General features: G+C 68.5%; 17 protein-coding genes and 1 tRNA gene. 12 read left to right on the forward strand and 6 right to left on the reverse strand.

Features of this window, described 5'->3' with window-relative positions; all coding sequences use genetic code 11:
• The 7 genes from ABI385_RS02205 (at position 1) to ABI385_RS02235 (ending at position 5,815) form a co-directional block, all read left to right on the forward strand.
• Positions 1–1,422 (forward strand): UTP--glucose-1-phosphate uridylyltransferase, encoded by a 1,422-nt coding sequence (locus ABI385_RS02205; protein WP_348102095.1) that lies wholly within the window; start codon positions 1–3, stop codon positions 1,420–1,422.
• Position 1,423: 1 nt separating this feature from the next.
• Positions 1,424–2,665, forward strand: a complete 1,242-nt coding sequence (glp, locus tag ABI385_RS02210; RefSeq protein WP_348102096.1) for a gephyrin-like molybdotransferase Glp — start codon at positions 1,424–1,426, stop codon at positions 2,663–2,665.
• A gap of 47 nt (positions 2,666–2,712) precedes the next feature.
• Positions 2,713–3,141 (forward strand): cyclic pyranopterin monophosphate synthase MoaC, encoded by a 429-nt coding sequence (gene moaC, locus ABI385_RS02215; protein WP_407068214.1) that lies wholly within the window; start codon positions 2,713–2,715, stop codon positions 3,139–3,141.
• The gene (locus ABI385_RS02220; RefSeq protein WP_348102098.1) at positions 3,138–3,635 is read left to right on the forward strand and encodes a MogA/MoaB family molybdenum cofactor biosynthesis protein; all 498 of its coding nucleotides are present in this window, start codon (positions 3,138–3,140) and stop codon (positions 3,633–3,635) included. Before moaC ends, ABI385_RS02220 begins: the two co-directional genes overlap by 4 nt.
• Complete coding sequence (locus ABI385_RS02225) at positions 3,632–4,261, forward strand: GNAT family protein (protein ID WP_348102099.1); 630 nt, start codon at positions 3,632–3,634, stop codon at positions 4,259–4,261. The genes ABI385_RS02220 and ABI385_RS02225 overlap by 4 nt, the downstream gene beginning before the upstream one ends.
• 138 nt (positions 4,262–4,399) lie before the next feature.
• Positions 4,400–5,311, forward strand: a complete 912-nt coding sequence (locus ABI385_RS02230; protein WP_348102100.1) for a hypothetical protein — start codon at positions 4,400–4,402, stop codon at positions 5,309–5,311.
• 96 nt (positions 5,312–5,407) lie between these two features.
• Positions 5,408–5,815 (forward strand): VOC family protein, encoded by a 408-nt coding sequence (locus ABI385_RS02235; protein ID WP_348102101.1) that lies wholly within the window; start codon positions 5,408–5,410, stop codon positions 5,813–5,815.
• Positions 5,816–5,818: 3 nt separating this feature from the next.
• Here ABI385_RS02235 and ABI385_RS02240 read toward each other — a convergent pair whose 3' ends face one another.
• Positions 5,819–6,964 carry an AI-2E family transporter gene (locus ABI385_RS02240; RefSeq protein ID WP_348102102.1) on the reverse strand — a complete coding sequence of 382 codons (1,146 nt, stop codon included), beginning with the start codon at positions 6,962–6,964 and terminating at the stop codon, positions 5,819–5,821.
• Between the two features lie 100 nt (positions 6,965–7,064).
• Between ABI385_RS02240 and ABI385_RS02245 the strand changes: the two genes are divergently transcribed.
• Positions 7,065–7,137: transfer RNA gene (locus tag ABI385_RS02245), tRNA-Ala, on the forward strand.
• 96 nt (positions 7,138–7,233) lie between these two features.
• On the opposite strand, the gene ABI385_RS02250 is transcribed toward ABI385_RS02245, so the two are convergent.
• Both ABI385_RS02250 and ABI385_RS02255 read right to left on the reverse strand, forming a co-directional pair.
• Positions 7,234–8,067, reverse strand: a complete 834-nt coding sequence (locus ABI385_RS02250; RefSeq protein WP_348102103.1) for a putative hydro-lyase — start codon at positions 8,065–8,067, stop codon at positions 7,234–7,236.
• 233 nt (positions 8,068–8,300) lie between these two features.
• The gene (locus tag ABI385_RS02255) at positions 8,301–9,080 is read right to left on the reverse strand and encodes a GntR family transcriptional regulator (protein ID WP_348102104.1); all 780 of its coding nucleotides are present in this window, start codon (positions 9,078–9,080) and stop codon (positions 8,301–8,303) included.
• Positions 9,081–9,230: 150 nt separating this feature from the next.
• Between ABI385_RS02255 and ABI385_RS02260 the strand changes: the two genes are divergently transcribed.
• The 4 genes from ABI385_RS02260 to ABI385_RS02275 are packed head-to-tail and all read left to right on the forward strand — an operon-like array spanning position 9,231 to position 12,743.
• The gene (locus ABI385_RS02260; RefSeq protein ID WP_348102105.1) at positions 9,231–10,529 is read left to right on the forward strand and encodes an NRAMP family divalent metal transporter; all 1,299 of its coding nucleotides are present in this window, start codon (positions 9,231–9,233) and stop codon (positions 10,527–10,529) included.
• Positions 10,526–11,287, forward strand: coding sequence for a 5-oxoprolinase subunit PxpA (locus ABI385_RS02265; RefSeq protein WP_348102106.1), 762 nt, complete (start codon positions 10,526–10,528; stop codon positions 11,285–11,287). The genes ABI385_RS02260 and ABI385_RS02265 overlap by 4 nt, the downstream gene beginning before the upstream one ends.
• Complete coding sequence (locus ABI385_RS02270) at positions 11,287–11,904, forward strand: allophanate hydrolase subunit 1 (protein WP_348102107.1); 618 nt, start codon at positions 11,287–11,289, stop codon at positions 11,902–11,904. The genes ABI385_RS02265 and ABI385_RS02270 overlap by 1 nt, the downstream gene beginning before the upstream one ends.
• Positions 11,901–12,743 (forward strand): biotin-dependent carboxyltransferase family protein, encoded by an 843-nt coding sequence (locus tag ABI385_RS02275; protein WP_348102108.1) that lies wholly within the window; start codon positions 11,901–11,903, stop codon positions 12,741–12,743. The genes ABI385_RS02270 and ABI385_RS02275 overlap by 4 nt, the downstream gene beginning before the upstream one ends.
• A 69-nt stretch (positions 12,744–12,812) precedes the next feature.
• Here ABI385_RS02275 and ABI385_RS02280 read toward each other — a convergent pair whose 3' ends face one another.
• From ABI385_RS02280 to ABI385_RS02290, 3 genes are read right to left on the reverse strand one after another with little or no spacing between them, the layout of a single operon-like run.
• On the reverse strand, positions 12,813–13,649 hold the full coding sequence (locus ABI385_RS02280) for an ABC transporter permease (protein WP_348102109.1): 837 nt from the start codon (positions 13,647–13,649) through the stop codon (positions 12,813–12,815).
• Entirely contained in the window at positions 13,646–14,608 is a 963-nt protein-coding gene (locus ABI385_RS02285; protein WP_348102110.1) for an ATP-binding cassette domain-containing protein, read from the reverse strand. The genes ABI385_RS02280 and ABI385_RS02285 overlap by 4 nt, the downstream gene beginning before the upstream one ends.
• A gap of 29 nt (positions 14,609–14,637) precedes the next feature.
• The gene (locus ABI385_RS02290; protein WP_348102111.1) at positions 14,638–15,483 is read right to left on the reverse strand and encodes a DUF4097 family beta strand repeat-containing protein; all 846 of its coding nucleotides are present in this window, start codon (positions 15,481–15,483) and stop codon (positions 14,638–14,640) included.
• Between the last annotated feature and the right edge of the window lie 51 nt (positions 15,484–15,534).

Genomic DNA, 15,534 nt, shown 5'->3' on the forward strand with positions numbered 1-15,534 from the left:
ATGAGTGCTGAGGGTCTGGCCGAGGCGACGAGGCGGATGCACGACCACGGCGAGCACGGGCGGTCGATCGCGGCGTTCGAGGACCACTACCGGTCCCTGCAGCAGATTCTCGCGACCGGGGCCGGGGGAACGATCCCCGAGGCGAGCATCGACCCGCTCACCGACGTGCCGTCGATCGAGGCATACGCCCCGGCGCCGGAGGCGATGGCGAACGCGCTACGTCGCGTGGCGACCGTCAAGCTCAACGGAGGCCTGGGGACCTCGATGGGGATCAGCGGCCCCAAGACGGCCCTGGTCGTCAAGGAGGGGCTGACCTTCCTCGACATCATCGCCCGGCAGACGCTCGCCCTGCGCCGTCGTCACGGGGTCGACCTGCCGTTGCTGCTGATGAACTCGTTCCGCACGCGCGACGAGTCCCTGGCGATCCTCGGGCGTTATTCCGACCTCCCGGTGGACGGGCTGCCGCTCGACTTCCTGCAGAGTGCGGAGCCGAAGCTGCGCAGCGACGACCTCTCGCCAGTGGACTGGTCGAAGGACCCGGAGCTCGAGTGGTGCCCACCCGGACACGGCGACGTCTACCCTGCCCTGGCGAGCTCGGGCCTGCTGGAAACGTTGCTCGACAAGGGATTTCGCTACGTGTTCCTCTCGAACGCCGACAACCTGGGTGCGACATGCGACCCGCGTATCGCCGCCTGGCTGACCGAGCACGACGTGCCCTACCTCGCCGAGGTCTGCGACCGCACCGTCAACGACCGCAAGGGCGGCCATCTCGCCGTGCGCAAGAGCGACGGGCGCCTGGTGCTGCGGGACAGCGCCATGGTCGCCGAGGGCGAGGACGAGTTCTTCCAGGACAACACCCGGCACACGACGTTCCACGCCAACAACCTGTGGGTCGACCTGCACGCCGTCCAGGGGCTGCTCGACCAGGCTCAGGCGCGAGGCGAGGGGAGCATCGGACTGCCGGTCATCGTCAACCGCAAGACGGTCGACCCGGCGGACCCGTCCTCTACAGCAGTGATCCAGATCGAGACAGCGATGGGTGCCGCGATCGAGCGGATCGAAGGCGCCCGCGCCCTGCACGTGCTGCGTGACCGGTTCCGTCCCGTCAAGACGACGAACGAGCTGCTGCTCGTCAGGTCGGACATCTTCGACCTCGACGAGGACTCGCACGTGGTCTCTGTCATCGACCACCCGGAGCCGCTCGTCGACCTCGACGGGGTCTTTTACAAGCTGGTTCCCGATTTCGAGAAGCGGTTCCCGGTCGGTGTCCCGTCGATGCGTGAGGCCAGCTCGCTGCGGGTCCGTGGCGACGTGACGTTCGGCGCCGACGTGGTCTGCACGGGCGACGTCATCGTCGACGCCAGCAACGGCGGACGGGTCGCGGACGGCGCGCTCATCGGTGACGCACGGGAACGCGTCTGACGTGCGCAGCTTCGAGGAGCATCGGGCTGCCGTCCTGGAGGCCGTCTCGCCGGGCGACCCGGTGCGGCTGCCGCTTGTCGACTGCCTCGGCCTCGTCCTCTGTGAGGACGTCAGCTCGCACGTCGACCTCCCTCCGTTCGACAACTCAGCGATGGACGGGTATGCCGTGCGCGCGGCTGACGTGCTCGCCGCGACCGACTCAAACGAGAGCACCTGGGTGACCCTGCCCGTCGTCGACGAGGTCGCGGCGGGGGGTGTTGCGGCCCGCGAGCTGGGCGCGGGCGAGGCGATCCGGATCATGACCGGCGCGATGATGCCGCCGGGGGCCGACGCCATCGTCAAGGTCGAGGACACCGACGGCGGGACCGAGAAGGTCCTGGTCAGAGCGGGGGTGCCGTCAGGAACCTCGGTCCGACCGGCCGGACAGGACGTGCGAGCCCACGAGGTCGTGCTTGCCTCCGGTGCTGTCGTCGACGCCCGACGGATCGCGCTACTGGCGGCGACCGGCCACGGCGAGGCACTCGTCCGTCCTCGACCCAGGGTCGCCGTCGTCTCCACAGGCGCCGAGCTCGTACCGGCCGGACAACCGTTGCTACCAGGTCAGATCCACGACTCGAACTCGCACATGCTCGAAGCGCTGGTCCGGGAGTGCGGCGCGAACCCGACGCACCGGCTCAGCATCGACGACGACGGCGACGCGGTCCTCGCTCTCGTCACCAGGCTCGCCGACGAGGTCGACGCGATCGTCACCAGCGGCGGGGTGAGCATGGGCGCTTACGACGTGGTGAAGGAGTCGCTGCGTGACCACGGTGTCGACTTCGTGCAGGTCGCCATGCAGCCGGGCAAACCGCAGGGTTTCGGACGGGTCGGGCCCCGACGCATACCCGTCTTCGCGCTGCCCGGCAATCCCGTGTCGTCCTACGTGTCCTTCGAGGTGTTCGTCCGGCCGGCGCTACGCCGCATGATGGGACTCGAACCGGAGTTTCGCCCGGTGCACCGGGCCCGTCTGCTCGGACCGCTCTCGTCCCCACCCGGACGCACACAGGTAGCCCGCGCCGTGGCTACCCGCGGTGAGGGCGGCTGGCTCGCCGACCCGGTCTGGGGTCAGGCCTCGCACTTCGTCGCGGACCTCGCACGGGCGAACTGCCTCGTCATCGTGCCGGCCGAGACCACTCGGATCGAGGCCGGTGACGACCTCGAGATGTGGCTGCTCGACGACGGCCCCGGCAAGGTGACCCCGTGAACGACCCGGTGCACCTGACGCATGTGCGCGCCGACGGGTCCGCGCACATGGTCGACGTCAGCGGCAAGGAGGTCACCGTTCGCGAGGCCTCAGCTGCGGGTCGAGTGCTGTTGTCTGCGAACGTCGTTCGAGCGCTGCGTTCAGGAGACGTACCCAAGGGGGACGCGCTGGCCGTGGCCCGGATCGCCGGGATCCAGGCGGTCAAGCGGACCCCCGAGCTGATCCCGTTGGCCCATCCGGTGGCGGTTCACGCGGTGGTCGTGGACCTCGTCGTGGTCGACGCCGGGGTGGACATCGTCGCGACCGTACGCACGGCCGACCGGACCGGCATCGAGATGGAGGCGCTGACCGCCGTCGCCGTCAGCGCGCTGGCGCTCGTCGACATGGTCAAGGCCGTCGACCGGCACGCCCGCATCACCGATGTGCGTGTCACGGCCAAGTCCGGCGGCCGGTCGGGCGACTGGAGCGAGACATGAACCCGCCCGCCGACGCGGTGCGGCGTGCGGTGGTGATCTGCGCCTCCACCCGCGCGGCCAGCGGCGTGTATGCGGACACGACAGGTCCGCTGATCGTGGAAGCATTGCGCGAGTGGGGTTTCGAGGTCGACGACGCTATTGTCGTGCCCGACGGCGAACCCGTCTCCGAGGCGCTGGGGGAGGCGCTTGTTCGGCGGCCCCAGGTCGTGCTCACCACGGGCGGCACCGGCATCTCGCCGACGGACGCCACACCGGAGATGACCGCGCGTCATCTCGACCGTGAGGTGCCCGGCATCGCCGAAGCCATCCGTCACGCCGGGGTTGCCAAGGGGGTGCCCACGGCGATGCTCTCCCGAGGCCTCGCCGGGGTCGCCGGCCGGACCCTCGTCGTGAACCTGCCCGGCTCGCGCGGCGGGGTCAAGGACGCCTTGGACGTGCTGCGCGACGTCGTGTCGCATGCGGTGGACCAGATGGAGGGCGGGGACCACCGGTGATCGGGCGCTCCGACTACGAGTGGCCGGTCACCCTTACGTCGCGGGACGCAGGGGAACCAGCCGTCGTGCTGCGTCCGCTGCGGCCCTTCGACCGCAGCGACTGGGACCGCGTGCGCAGGGAGAACGTCGAGCACGTCGGCCAGTGGGAGCCCACTGCACCCGACGGGGTCGGGCCACGGGTGACTTATCGGCAGTACGTCCGTGGCCTCGACCGCGAGGCCCGCGAGGGACGGATCCTCCCGTTCGTCATCGAGGTCCAAGGCGAGCTCGCCGGTCAGATGCACCTGTTCGGTATCGTGCGCGGCTCGCTCCTCTCGGGGGCGGCGGGGTACTGGGTGTCGCAGCAGCATGCCGGCCTCGGCGTCGCGACGCGGTCGCTGGCGATGCTTTGCGAGTATGCGTTCGGCACGGCGGGTCTGCATCGGGTCGAGGTCAACATCCGCCCGGAGAACGCAGCCTCGCTCAAGGTCGTCGACCATCTGAGGTTCCGGGACGAAGGGCTGCGCCAGCGTTACCTGCACAGCAACGGCGCCTGGCGCGACCACCGCACCTTTGCCCTGACGGCCGACGAGGTCCGTGGACCGCGCGTCATCGAACGCTGGACCAGGACCCGCGCGCCCTCCTGAGCCCACCCGGCCTGGCAAGCGCCGTGGCCCCTTCGCGGCGGGCGTTCGTCGGCTTTCCCACCAACACCACAGGTCACATGAGCGACACACCGAACCGGCTCCGCGGCCTCACGGGACCCACGGCATACCGTCGGATCCGTGCAGCCCAGCAGCCTCATCTTCCTCGTCATCGTCGCAATCTGGGCCGCCTACATGATCCAGCACTGGGTCCGCCGGCGGGAGCACCTCGCGACCGCTCGCTCGGTCGACAAGTTCAGCGAAGCGATGCGGGTCCTCGAGCGGCGCAGCCCTCTTCCCATGTCGCAGCTCGCGACGTCCCGGCCCGACCCGTCGCTGTCTCACGGCTCCCCTACGGCGACCCGCCCGGAGGTCGTCGTCAAGCGGGCCTCGGTCAGCTCGCCGCTGCGAGCCCGCGCCACCGATCCTGCGACCCGCTGGGCGCATACCGAACCCCTCGCCTCAACTCACGCTCCCACTTTCGGCGCGGGCGGCCCTCTGTGGCAGTCGTCGCGCGCCAGCATCGTCCTGCGCCGCACGCGTGGGGTGTTCTTCCTGGTCGCTCTGGTCGCCGTTCCGGTCACCCTCGCCCTGTCCGCTCTGCACGTTCTCAAGTGGCTCAGCGTGGGCATCGCCCTCGCCGCGCTGACCGCCTCGATGGTCTGGCTGCGCGTCTCCGCGCGCCGGGACCAGGCCCTGCGCCGCGAACGGCAGGCAATGGAGCGCCGACTGCGCGAACGCGCTGAGAGCGCTGGACGAGCTGGCAGCGCAGACCGGGTGTCCGCTCGACTGCAGAAGCTAGACGTGGAGCCGGTCCGCACGGTACAGCCGCCGACCATCGCCGGAGACGGTGTGGGCGAAGCTGCCGTCGAGGGGGGCTGGCAGCCCATCCCGGTGCCCCGCCCGACCTACACGCTCAAGGATCCGGCTCCAGGCCCTCGTCCGGCTCGGCCCGCCACCGACCCCGGGCGGCCCGTCCCGATCGAGGTCGAGGATGACGAGATCGAGCTCATGGTGGCTGCCCACGGGCGGCGTCGCGCCAGCGGGAGCTGACCGCCATCTGAGCGTCGACTGGACGCTCGGCGATGAGTTTGTCGGTGTCGGGCGGTCTACTGTCGTGACCCATCGGATCGCGACAAAGGAGCTCCCATGTCCCAGACTTTGTGCCCCTATCTCAGCTTCGGCACCAACACCGCCGAGGCGATGACGTTCTACCAGTCCGTCTTCGGCGGCGTGATGATGAGCAACACCTTCGGCGAGTTCGGCACCGAGGGCCCCGACGGCGCCCTGGTGATGCACGCGCAGCTCGAGACCGACGCCGGGTTCACCCTGATGGGCGCCGACACCCCGTCGTTCATGGAGCGCAAGCCCCAAGGCGGTTTCGTCGTCAGCCTGAGCGGGGACGAGGCCGAGGCGCTCAAGGGCTACTGGGAGAAGCTCTCCGACGGCGCCACGGTCACGACGCCCCTGGAGAAGCAGATGTGGGGTGACGAGTACGGCTCGCTGACCGACAAGTTCGGCGTCGAGTGGCTGATCAACGTCGCCAGCAGCAGCTGAGGCTCAGCTCCAGGCGTCCTCGGTGTCCTCGGTGTCCTGAGTCCCCGGGATGACCTCGGGCCCGTCGGGTGCGTCGGGCGGCTCCGCAGGCTCGGCCGTGCCGGCGAACAGGTGCTGGGCGACCGCCTTGACCACCGCGAGGGTCGGCACGGCGACCAGGGTGCCGACGATCCCCGCGAGGATCGCGCCAGTCGCGATCGCGAGGATGACCCCGACCGGGTGGACCCGAACGGAGCGGCCGAGGATGAACGGCTGCAGGACGTGTGACTCCAGCTGCTGGACGCCGATGACGACGGCAAGCATGACCAGTGCGGTGACCGGGCCGTGGGCGACGAGAGCGATGAGCACCGCCACCGCCCCACTGAGCAGGGCGCCCACGATGGGGATGAACGACAGGAGGAAGACGAGCACGCCGATGGCGAGCGCGAACGGCACCCGCAGCACGAGGGCGCCGACTGTGATGCCGACGGCGTCGACCGCGGCCACCAACACCGTTGCGCGCGTATATGCGCTCAGCTGGCCCCACGCGACGACTCCCGAGGAGTCCACCCGGTCGCGCGCCGCCCGGGGAAACAGCTGCACCACCCAGGCCCAGATGCGCGGCCCGTCGTAGAGGAAGAAGAAGAGCGAGAACAGCGCGATGAAGGTCCCGGCCACGAAGTGCCCAGCAGTCACGCCCGCCTTGGCCAACGACGACCCGAGGTTGGCGTTCGACAGGAAGCGCTTGATGTCGTCGGTGTACTGGTCGAACTGGGTGTCCGTGATGTTGAAGGTGGTGCGGATCCAGTCGCGGATCTGGACGATTCCGTCGCTCACCTGAGCCGACATCTGGCCGAACCCGCCGCTGATCTGTGAGCCCACCAGGGTGAGTAGGGCGGCGATGACGATCAACGTCCCCACGACGGTCAGCCCGGCGGCCGCGCCTCTCGGCATGTGCCTGCTCAGCCGACGGTGCACTGACGAGAGCAGCGCGGCGAGCAAGACTCCGACGACAAGCGGGATGACGACCTCGGAGAGGAAGCCGAGGAGGAACAGGAACCCGATCAGCGCAGCAGCGACGACCAGCAGCCGCCAGGCCCATTCGCTGGCGGCCCGCATCAGCGGGGGCACGCTCGACGCGGTCTGGGTGGGGTGGTCGGAGGGCGGCATACTGGCGAGCGTATGCGCTGCCCCGGTCTCGGGGCAGGACTGGTTGCGCACCAGCGAGGTGTCGCGGATGTTATGGTTTCGGTCGCACTAATGGCACCAAGGGGCTGTGGCGCAGGTGGTAGCGCGTCTCGTTCGCAATGAGAAGGTCCGGGGTTCGAATCCCCGCAGCTCCACCCCAACAAAACCCCGCCCCACCAGCACAAACACCTGTGTTGGGGCGGGGTTTCGTCACTGTCATTCGCCCTTCCTGGGTTCACACGGTCCAGAGTTCAAGGCTCGCGATACGCCGAGTCCGGGACATCAGTGATGAACATGTATCCCGGGGCGTGCGTGATGGCGAATGGTGGGCGGGATGCCAGCAACGCGGCCTGCGGAGTGACACCGCAGGCCCAAAACACTGGAACGTCGTCCTCGTCCGCGTCCACCGGGTCGCCATAGTCCGGGGCCAACAGATTGGTGATCCCCAGGCCCTGGGGGGCTCCTACATGCACCGGCGCGCCGTGCACCTGAGGCATCCGTGCAGTCACTTGCACCGCCGTCACGACTTGCGTAGCAGGGATTGGACGCATCGACACCACCAGCGGTCCAGACAGCCGCCCGGCCGGACGGCACGCGACATTGGTTCGGAACATCGAGACGTTGCGGCCCTGCTCGATGTTGCGAACCCGGACACCGGCTTGCTGCAACGCGGTCTCGAAACTAAAGCTGCAGCCGATCAGAAAGGTCACCAGATCGTCCCGCCACAAGCTCGTCACGTTCTTGGGCTCGTCGACAAGCTGACCGTTGCGCCATACCCGGTACCGGGGCAGATCGGTGCGTAGGTCAGCGCTCGGGGCCAGCCCCGTGCTGATAGCGCCGGGTTCGGTGACGTCCAGCAGCGGTACCGGCTGCGGGTTGCGCTGAGCAAACAACAGCATGTCGAAGGCCCAGTCCTGTGGCAGGATCACCAGGTTGGCCTGCGTGAAGCCGGCGGCCCACCCGGTAGTGGGAGCCGTAAGCCCGCTCCGGTAGCGCTGGCGCGCCTCGGCCGGGGTCGACTGTGCAGCCTCAAGCGTGCTGAATGGAGCGGGCGGCTGGGTGAAGTGGCCGGTGGCAGCGGTCATGGCGATCCCTTCGATGGGTACCGGACTGACCCGGCTGGTGCGCTGCGCTATGGCAGCAGCCAACGCCAGTGCACCCGGATCAACAATCCGATTCCTGGACATGGGTCCGGCCTTCTGAGTTGTCCACCGTGCGGCAGACCGAGTCTTCATGATTGCCCATAAATTCAGGACAGCCCTTGCGCGGTGGTCGCCTGCTTCTATCCCGGGTGGTCAAGGAGTTGGCAGCCGGGGAATCAGCGAGAGTGCAGCGTCCTCATCTGCGCGGCTCCGGGTGAGCCGTTGGCGTGGATCCGCTGCCCTCGGATGGCGTTGACCAACTCGGCGCGGGAGTCCTGCAGGTAGACCTCCAGCTGGCCGGCGGCTTGTTCGTACTCACCCTCGGTGATCAGGTCGAGCAGTGCGCGGTTGCGGGCAACGTAGGGTTCGTGGAGGCGCTGCGGACTGGCGGCGGTGTGGAAGGCTAAGCGCAGCTGGGCCAACAGGGTCTCGATCACCTCGTTGGTTCGGGGACTGCCGGCCAGCGCCACGAGGTGGGCGTGGAAGCTCATGTTGGCGGTCCCGACCGACACCCAGTCGCCGCGTTCGATCGATTCCTGACTCGCCTTGACATCGTCGAGCAGGGGACGCAGCAGATCGTCTCCCGGGTCGTCCAGATCGCGCACGATGGAGCACTCGATGATGCGGCGCAGCCGGTAGAGGTCCACCAGGTCCGCTTCGGTGAGCTCACGAACGTAGACCCCCCGATGCAGCCACCGGGTCAGCAGGCCCTCATGGGTCAGAAGGCGGAAGGCCTCCCGCAGGGTGTTACGAGACACCTGGAACACCGCGATGAGCTGCTCTTCAGACAAATGCGTACGCGGCGGCATTTCCCCCTCGGTAATCGATCGGCGTAAGAGTCCGGCCACCCGCTCTGCGGTGCTGCGGTGGTCGAGCCGTTGCATGTCCTGGGCGAGTGCGCCCAGCCAAGCTGGGCGCTCGTCGGCACATTCGGCTGCCCCCACACGTGTCACCATGCCTCCATCATCGTCTCCTGACCTGATCAGCCCGTAAGACGTTCACCATAACTCTTGTCGGATTGTTCAACGATTTGTAGGATCGGCGACCGGTAGCTCAGCGCGGCCTGCCCCACCCTGGTCGTGCACCCGACGACTCCTGGAGCCCAGATGACCCCCACCCCAGCCGAACCGCAGCCCTCGGCACCAGGGGGGCCGCCGGGAGGGTCAGCGAGCGGGGCCGCGGGAGCTGCCCTCCCCGAGGGCGCCGCTCCCGACGCCCAGCTGAGCGGCCGCTCGAAGTTCCTCGGAGCCATGTTCCTCATGGCGACTTCGGCGATCGGGCCAGGCTTCATCACCCAGACCACGACGTTCACCGCGCAGCTCGGTGCCGCCTTCGCGTTCGCGATCCTGGTGTCGATCCTGTTCGACATCGCGATCCAGCTGAACGTCTGGCGCGTCATCGGGGTGGCGGGACGTCGGGCCCAGGACCTGGCCAACAGCGTGCTCCCCGGCGCCGGCTACGTGCTGGCCGCGCTTGACGTGATGGGCGGGTTGGTGTTCAACATCGGCAACCTTGCCGGGACCTCGCTCGGTCTGAACGCCATCTTCGGGCTTGACGTGCGGGTGGGCGCGTCCATCTCTGCGTGTGTTGCTATCGCTATCTTCCTGATCCGCCGCGCCGGAGTAGCCATGGACCGGGTGGTGGTCATTCTCGGCGTGGTGATGATTGCCCTGACCGTCTTCGTCGCAGTAAAGACTCAGCCGCCGGTCGGCGAGGCCCTCCGGCAGACGGTTGCCCCGGACACCATCAGCTTCCTGGTGATCACCACCCTGATCGGCGGCACCGTCGGGGGGTACATCGTGTATGCCGGAGCCCACCGGCTGGTGGACAACGGGATCAAAGGAGCGGAGTTCGCGGGCCAGATTGCCCGCAGCTCGATCTCTGGTGTGCTGATCACCGCCGTGATGCGAGTGCTGCTGTTCCTGGCGGTCCTGGGTGTGGTGGCCGGCGGTGCGAAGCTCGACCCGGCCAACCCTCCCGGCTCCGCCTTCCAGCACGCGCTGGGCAGGGGCGGAGAGATCCTGTTCGGGGTGATCATGTGGTCCGCCGCAGTGACGTCGGTGATCGGCGCCTCCTATACCTCCACGTCGTTCCTGAAGGTGTTGGGCTCGTGGGTGACCCGTTGGGAGCGTTGGGTCGTATGCGGCTTCATCCTCGTCTCCACGGTGGTCTTGCTGGTGGCTCAGACCACGCCGGTCAAGCTGCTGATCTTCGCCGGCGCCTTCAACGGGCTGATCCTGCCGTTCGGACTGGGCATCCTGCTCTGGATCGCTGCCCGACGGGGTGACCTCCTGGGCGGATACCAGTACCCCCGCTGGCTGCTTTCCGTCGGTGTCATTGCCTGGATATTGACCGTCTATCTCGGTTTCGACTCACTGACCGGTATACAGAAGCTCTTCTCATGATCACCATCGACCTGAACAGTGACCTCGGAGAAGGATTCGGCCACTGGACTCTTGGTGAGGACGACGCGCTGCTGGACGTCGTCACGAGCGCCAACGTCGCCTGCGGCTTCCACGCCAGCGACGCCTCGATCATGCGCCGGGTCTGCGGCCAGGCGGCCGAACGAGGGGTGGTCATCGGCGCGCAGGTGGGCTACCGCGACCTGCCCGGTTTCGGCAGACGGTTCATCGACATCGAACCCGACGCCTTGACCCAGGACGTCATCTACCAGATCGGAGCGCTGCAGGCGTTCGCCGCCGTGGCCGGCTCGCGCGTCGCCTACGTCAAACCGCACGGGGCCCTCTACAACGCGATCGTCCACCACGAAGAACAGGCCGCTGCCGTCGTTGCCGCGATCCTGGACTACGACGCGAGCCTCCCCGTTCTTGGCCTCCCCGGCTCGGCCTGGCTCCGTCGAGCCAAAGAGGCCGGGCTGTCCACCGTGCCCGAAGCATTCGCCGACCGGGCCTACACACCGAAGGGGACGCTGGTCTCACGGCGGCTACCCGGGGCGGTGCTCGAGGACGCCGAGGAGATCGCCCAGCGGTGTGTCGCCATCGCGACCGGTGAACCGATCAACGACGTCGAGGGCGGGTCGCTGACCGTCATGGCCGGGTCGATCTGCGTGCACGGCGACACCGCCGGTGCCGTCGAGATCGCCCGATCGGTCAAGGCAGCGCTGGCCGCGGCCGGAGTCACCGTCGCCTCCTTCGTCGCCTGATGCGTGTCCTCCCGAGCGGCACCACGGCTCTGCTCATCGAGCTGGACGACCTGGACCACGTACTCGGGCTCTACGCCGCACTCGTCGAGAACCTGCCCCAGGGGGTCCTCGACGTCGTGCCGGCAGCGAGCACCCTGCTGGTCGTCATCGACCCCGCGGTCACCAGCCTGTCGTCCGTCGAGAACGCCGTCCGACACACGACGCCGCGCGATGGCGGGCTCGAAGGTGGGGAGCGTGTCGACATCCCCGTCACCTACGACGGGCAGGACCTGGAAGAAGCTGCTCAGCTTCTCGGCTGCGACAGCGACGAGCTGGTACGCCGGCACACCAGCCAGGTATGGACCGTGGCGTTCACCGGGTTCGCCCCCGGCTTCGGGTACATGACGTCAGAGGCCTGGCAGGAGGAGGTGCCCCGCAGGGCATCGCCACGCAAGAAGGTGCCCGCCGGGTCCGTCGGCCTGGGCGGCGGCTTCACAGGTGTCTACCCGCGCGAGTCACCCGGCGGCTGGCAGCTGATCGGCCGGACCGAGCTGGCGATGTTCGACCCGTCTCGCGAACCCGCGGCGCTGCTCCGTCCCGGGACCCGAGTCCAGTTCAGCGCCGAGGACCGACGATGAACGGCTCGGTCACCGTGTTGGCTACCGGCGCACTCACCACCGTGCAAGACCTCGGCCGCCCGGGCCAGGCCGCCCTCGGCATCGGTCGCTCTGGAGCGTGCGACCGCAGCTCCTACCAGCTGGCCAACCGTTTGGTCGGCAACCCCGAGAACGCCGCCGCCCTGGAGGTGACCTTCGGCGGCTTACGGCTGCGCGCCAACCAGGACCTCGTCGTGGCGACCACGGGGGCACGCTGTGTGGGGGGCTTCGTGCATAACGCACCTACCTCCATACCAGCCGGGTATGAACTGCAGCTTGGGACGCCGGTCTCGGGGCTGCGCACCTACCTGGCAGTTCGCGGCGGGCTCATGACAGACCTCGTGCTCGGGTCCCGCTCCACCGACGTCCTGTCGGGGCTTGGAGCGACACCGCTGAGGAGCGGCGACGTGCTTCCCATCGGGGACCCGTACCTCCCGCCACCTGGCGTCGACGTGGCGCCGGTTGCCGATCCAGAAGGCGGCAGCGTCACCGTCCGGGTCAGTCTCGGCCCGCGTCGGGACTGGTTCACCAACCAGGCCTGGGCCACGCTGGTAGGCCAGGCCTACATCGTCTCGAGCGACAGTAACCGCGTCGGACTGCGCCTGGACGGCACCCCGCTGGAGCGGGCCCGCACCGACGAACTACCCAGCGAAGGTATGGTGCGGGGCGCCCTGCAGATCCCCCCATCAGGCAAACCCGTGCTCTTCCTCGCCGACCACCCACCCACCGGCGGCTACCCCGTCATCGCCTACGTCGACGACCACGACGTCGACACGTGCGGACAGCTGAGGCCAGGCCAAACCCTGCGCCTACATCCATGAGCGGATCGTCCCAGAGGTTGCATCAGGTCAATCTTCGCGCAATCTCGTCGACGACTGTGCAACGTCCACTCAGCGCACCGACCTGCGTTCGTAGATCGCCATCGACCAGGCGTACCCGGCGGTCGCGATCAGGACACACCATCCGATCGCGAGCACCGGGTTCCAGCCGAGCGGGGTGCCGAGCAGCAGTCCGCGGATGGTCTCGATGAACGGGGTGAACGGCTGGTACTGCGCGAACCACTGCAGGCCTGACGGCATCGAGGCCGTCGGCACGAAGCCGCTGCCGAGCAACGGCAGGAGGGTCAGGATGAGGGGCAGGTTGCTCGCCGTCTCGACGGACTTCGACTGCATCCCCATGCCGACCGCGAGCCAGCTGATCGCGTAGGAGATGAGCACGACAAGGCCGACAGCAGCGAACCACCCGAAGGGCCCCGCGGTGGGGCGGAACCCGATCAACAGCCCGACGCAGAGGACCAGGGCGACGGCGATGACCGCCTGGATCGTGTTACCGAGCACGTGTCCGGCGAGCACTGCGGCCCGCGAGATCGCCATCGTGCGGAACCGCGCGGTGATGCCCTCGGTCATGTCCATCGCGACCGTCGTTGCGGTGCCGCCGGCAGTGCCCGCGATGGTGATCAGCAGGATGCCCGGCACGACGTAGGCAAGGTACGCCTCCCGCCCACCGCCGGGGTTCGCGCCGGGCAGGCCGGCGCCGAGGGTTCCGCCGAAGACGAACACGACCAGGAGCAGGATCACCACCGGGCCGCCGATGACGAAGATCGACAGGGCCGGGTAGCGGACGATGTGCAGCAGGTTGCGTCGGAGCATCGTGATGGAGTCCGCGACCAGATGAGACTGGGAACGGGTGCCGGTGGCGCCCGGGCGCTGGGTGGGGATGGCGGTCATGATGCGGTTCCCTTCGTTTCTACCCGGCCGGACTGGTCCTTCTTGCCGGTGAGGGCGAAGAACACGTCGTCGAGGTCGGGGGTGTGGATACTGAGGTCGTCGACCTCGAGGCCGACCGCGTCAAGGCGGTCGAGCAGGGTGCGCAGCGCGCCGACTCCTCCGTCGCTCTGAACGGTCAGTGCGAGCGCGGCGTCGTCGCGAGCGGAGTTGGCGAGCAGGTGCGAGGCGGCGTCAAGCCCCGCGGCATCCGCGAACCGGAGCCGGATGTGCCCACCCGGTACGAGGCGCTTGAGCTCGTCGGGCGTCCCGTCGGCGACGATGCGCCCATCATCGAGGACCGCAATCTGGTCCGCGAGCTCATCCGCCTCGTCGAGGTTCTGGGTGGTGAGCATGACGGTCGTGCCCTCCGCGACAAGTCCGCGCACGATGTCCCACATGGTGTGGCGGCTGCGGGGGTCGAGGCCGGTGGTGGGCTCATCGAGGAAGATCACCGTCGGTGTCGCTACGAGCGTCATCGCGAGATCGAGGCGGCGGCGCATCCCGCCCGAATAGGTGGCGAGCGGCTTGCGAGCGGCCTCGACGAGGTCGAACTGTTCGAGCAGCTCGGCCGCCCGCGTCTTCGAGCGCTTCGCACCGAGGTGCCGCAGCCGGGCCATCAGCAACAGGTTTTCCTCGCCCGTGAGCAGGCTGTCGACCGCGGAGAACTGGCCGGTGAGTCCGATCGCGGCTCGTACGCCGTCGGGGTCGTGCATGACGTCACATCCGGCGACCGTCGCGACGCCGGCGTCCGGCCGCACGAGCGTGGACAGGATGTGCACCGTAGTGGTTTTCCCGGCGCCGTTCGGGCCGAGCAGCGCGAGGACGGTGCCTGCGCTCACGGTGAGGTCGACGTCGTCGAGCACGAGGTTTTCGCCGTAGGACTTCCGTAGCCCGTGGACGTCGATCGCCGCGGTGGTCATATCAGTGCCTCTCTGTTGGTCGATCGAGCTCATCGCGCGCGTCGGATGTCGATGTCGCCGTACTGAGTGCGCGCACGTACAGCGACGGCATGTTCGGACGCCTCGGGACCGCGGTCGCTGACGAGCTCATTGCGGACCTGCCCGTCCTTCGAGGACAGGTCGAGCCAGGCGGGAACGCCGGACCGCACCCCGATGGTGACCTCGCCGAAGCCACTCTCGACCTGGATTGAACCGCTCGAGACTTCTCGTAGCTGGATGCTTCCGTAGGCGGTCTTCGCGACAACGGAGGCAAGCGCCCTCGTGATCTCGAGGTCGCCGTAGGAGAGCTTCGCGTCGAGGTCACCGCCGGACTCCTCGACCACGATGGTGCCGTGCGACGCCTTGAGGATCGCGTCACCAGTGACCCGGCCGACGCGGATCTGGCCATGGTCCGCTGTGATCTCGACGGCGCCCTCGGCGGTGCCCACGGTCGCGTTGCCATGCCCGGCGCGCAGCCACAGGTCCGCGGTGGTGTCGACCTCCACGGCGCCGAGAGAACCCTTGATGCGGGTGGCGCCGAGGCGTCCGAGGGTGCGCACGCCGCCGACCGCGATCTCGACGGTCAACCGCGACCCCGTCGGCACCTCGACCCTCACGTCCACCGACTCGGTCGGACCGAACCAGCTGATGCGGGGCCGCGGGCCGACGATGGTGACACGCTGACCGTCGAAGTCGACCTTGGTCTCGTCCGCGCCTCGCCGGTCGACTGCCTTCGCCGGGTTGCTGGGGACCACGGTCACAACCGTGTCAGCGCGCTCGCCAGAGACGACCTCGATTCGGCCGACCTGCAGGTTGATCGCGAGGTCGACCGGGTTGGGGGTGGTGTACGTGGGCATGCTGATGCCTTTCCTTCCGTAGGCGCGTTTGTCCGACCTCGCGCTGGCGCG

The organism is Lapillicoccus sp., assembly GCF_039935575.1.
Taxonomy (GTDB): Bacteria; Actinomycetota; Actinomycetes; order Actinomycetales; family Dermatophilaceae; genus Lapillicoccus.

What these genes read in the sequence shown, in the direction of transcription:
- ABI385_RS02270 (WP_348102107.1), top strand. Translation starts at nt 11,287, where the DNA reads ATGCGTGTCCTCCCGAGCGGCACCACGGCTCTGCTCATCGAGCTGGAC.
- ABI385_RS02290 (WP_348102111.1), bottom strand. Translation starts at nt 15,483, where the DNA reads ATGCCCACGTACACCACCCCCAACCCGGTCGACCTCGCGATCAACCTG.
- ABI385_RS02235 (WP_348102101.1), top strand. Translation starts at nt 5,408, where the DNA reads ATGTCCCAGACTTTGTGCCCCTATCTCAGCTTCGGCACCAACACCGCC.
- ABI385_RS02280 (WP_348102109.1), bottom strand. Translation starts at nt 13,649, where the DNA reads ATGACCGCCATCCCCACCCAGCGCCCGGGCGCCACCGGCACCCGTTCC.
- ABI385_RS02250 (WP_348102103.1), bottom strand. Translation starts at nt 8,067, where the DNA reads ATGACCGCTGCCACCGGCCACTTCACCCAGCCGCCCGCTCCATTCAGC.
- moaC (WP_407068214.1), top strand. Translation starts at nt 2,713, where the DNA reads ATGGTCGACGTCAGCGGCAAGGAGGTCACCGTTCGCGAGGCCTCAGCT.
- ABI385_RS02260 (WP_348102105.1), top strand. Translation starts at nt 9,231, where the DNA reads ATGACCCCCACCCCAGCCGAACCGCAGCCCTCGGCACCAGGGGGGCCG.
- ABI385_RS02285 (WP_348102110.1), bottom strand. Translation starts at nt 14,608, where the DNA reads ATGACCACCGCGGCGATCGACGTCCACGGGCTACGGAAGTCCTACGGC.
- ABI385_RS02275 (WP_348102108.1), top strand. Translation starts at nt 11,901, where the DNA reads ATGAACGGCTCGGTCACCGTGTTGGCTACCGGCGCACTCACCACCGTG.
- ABI385_RS02265 (WP_348102106.1), top strand. Translation starts at nt 10,526, where the DNA reads ATGATCACCATCGACCTGAACAGTGACCTCGGAGAAGGATTCGGCCAC.
- ABI385_RS02205 (WP_348102095.1), top strand. Translation starts at nt 1, where the DNA reads ATGAGTGCTGAGGGTCTGGCCGAGGCGACGAGGCGGATGCACGACCAC.
- ABI385_RS02220 (WP_348102098.1), top strand. Translation starts at nt 3,138, where the DNA reads ATGAACCCGCCCGCCGACGCGGTGCGGCGTGCGGTGGTGATCTGCGCC.
- ABI385_RS02255 (WP_348102104.1), bottom strand. Translation starts at nt 9,080, where the DNA reads ATGGTGACACGTGTGGGGGCAGCCGAATGTGCCGACGAGCGCCCAGCT.
- ABI385_RS02240 (WP_348102102.1), bottom strand. Translation starts at nt 6,964, where the DNA reads ATGCCGCCCTCCGACCACCCCACCCAGACCGCGTCGAGCGTGCCCCCG.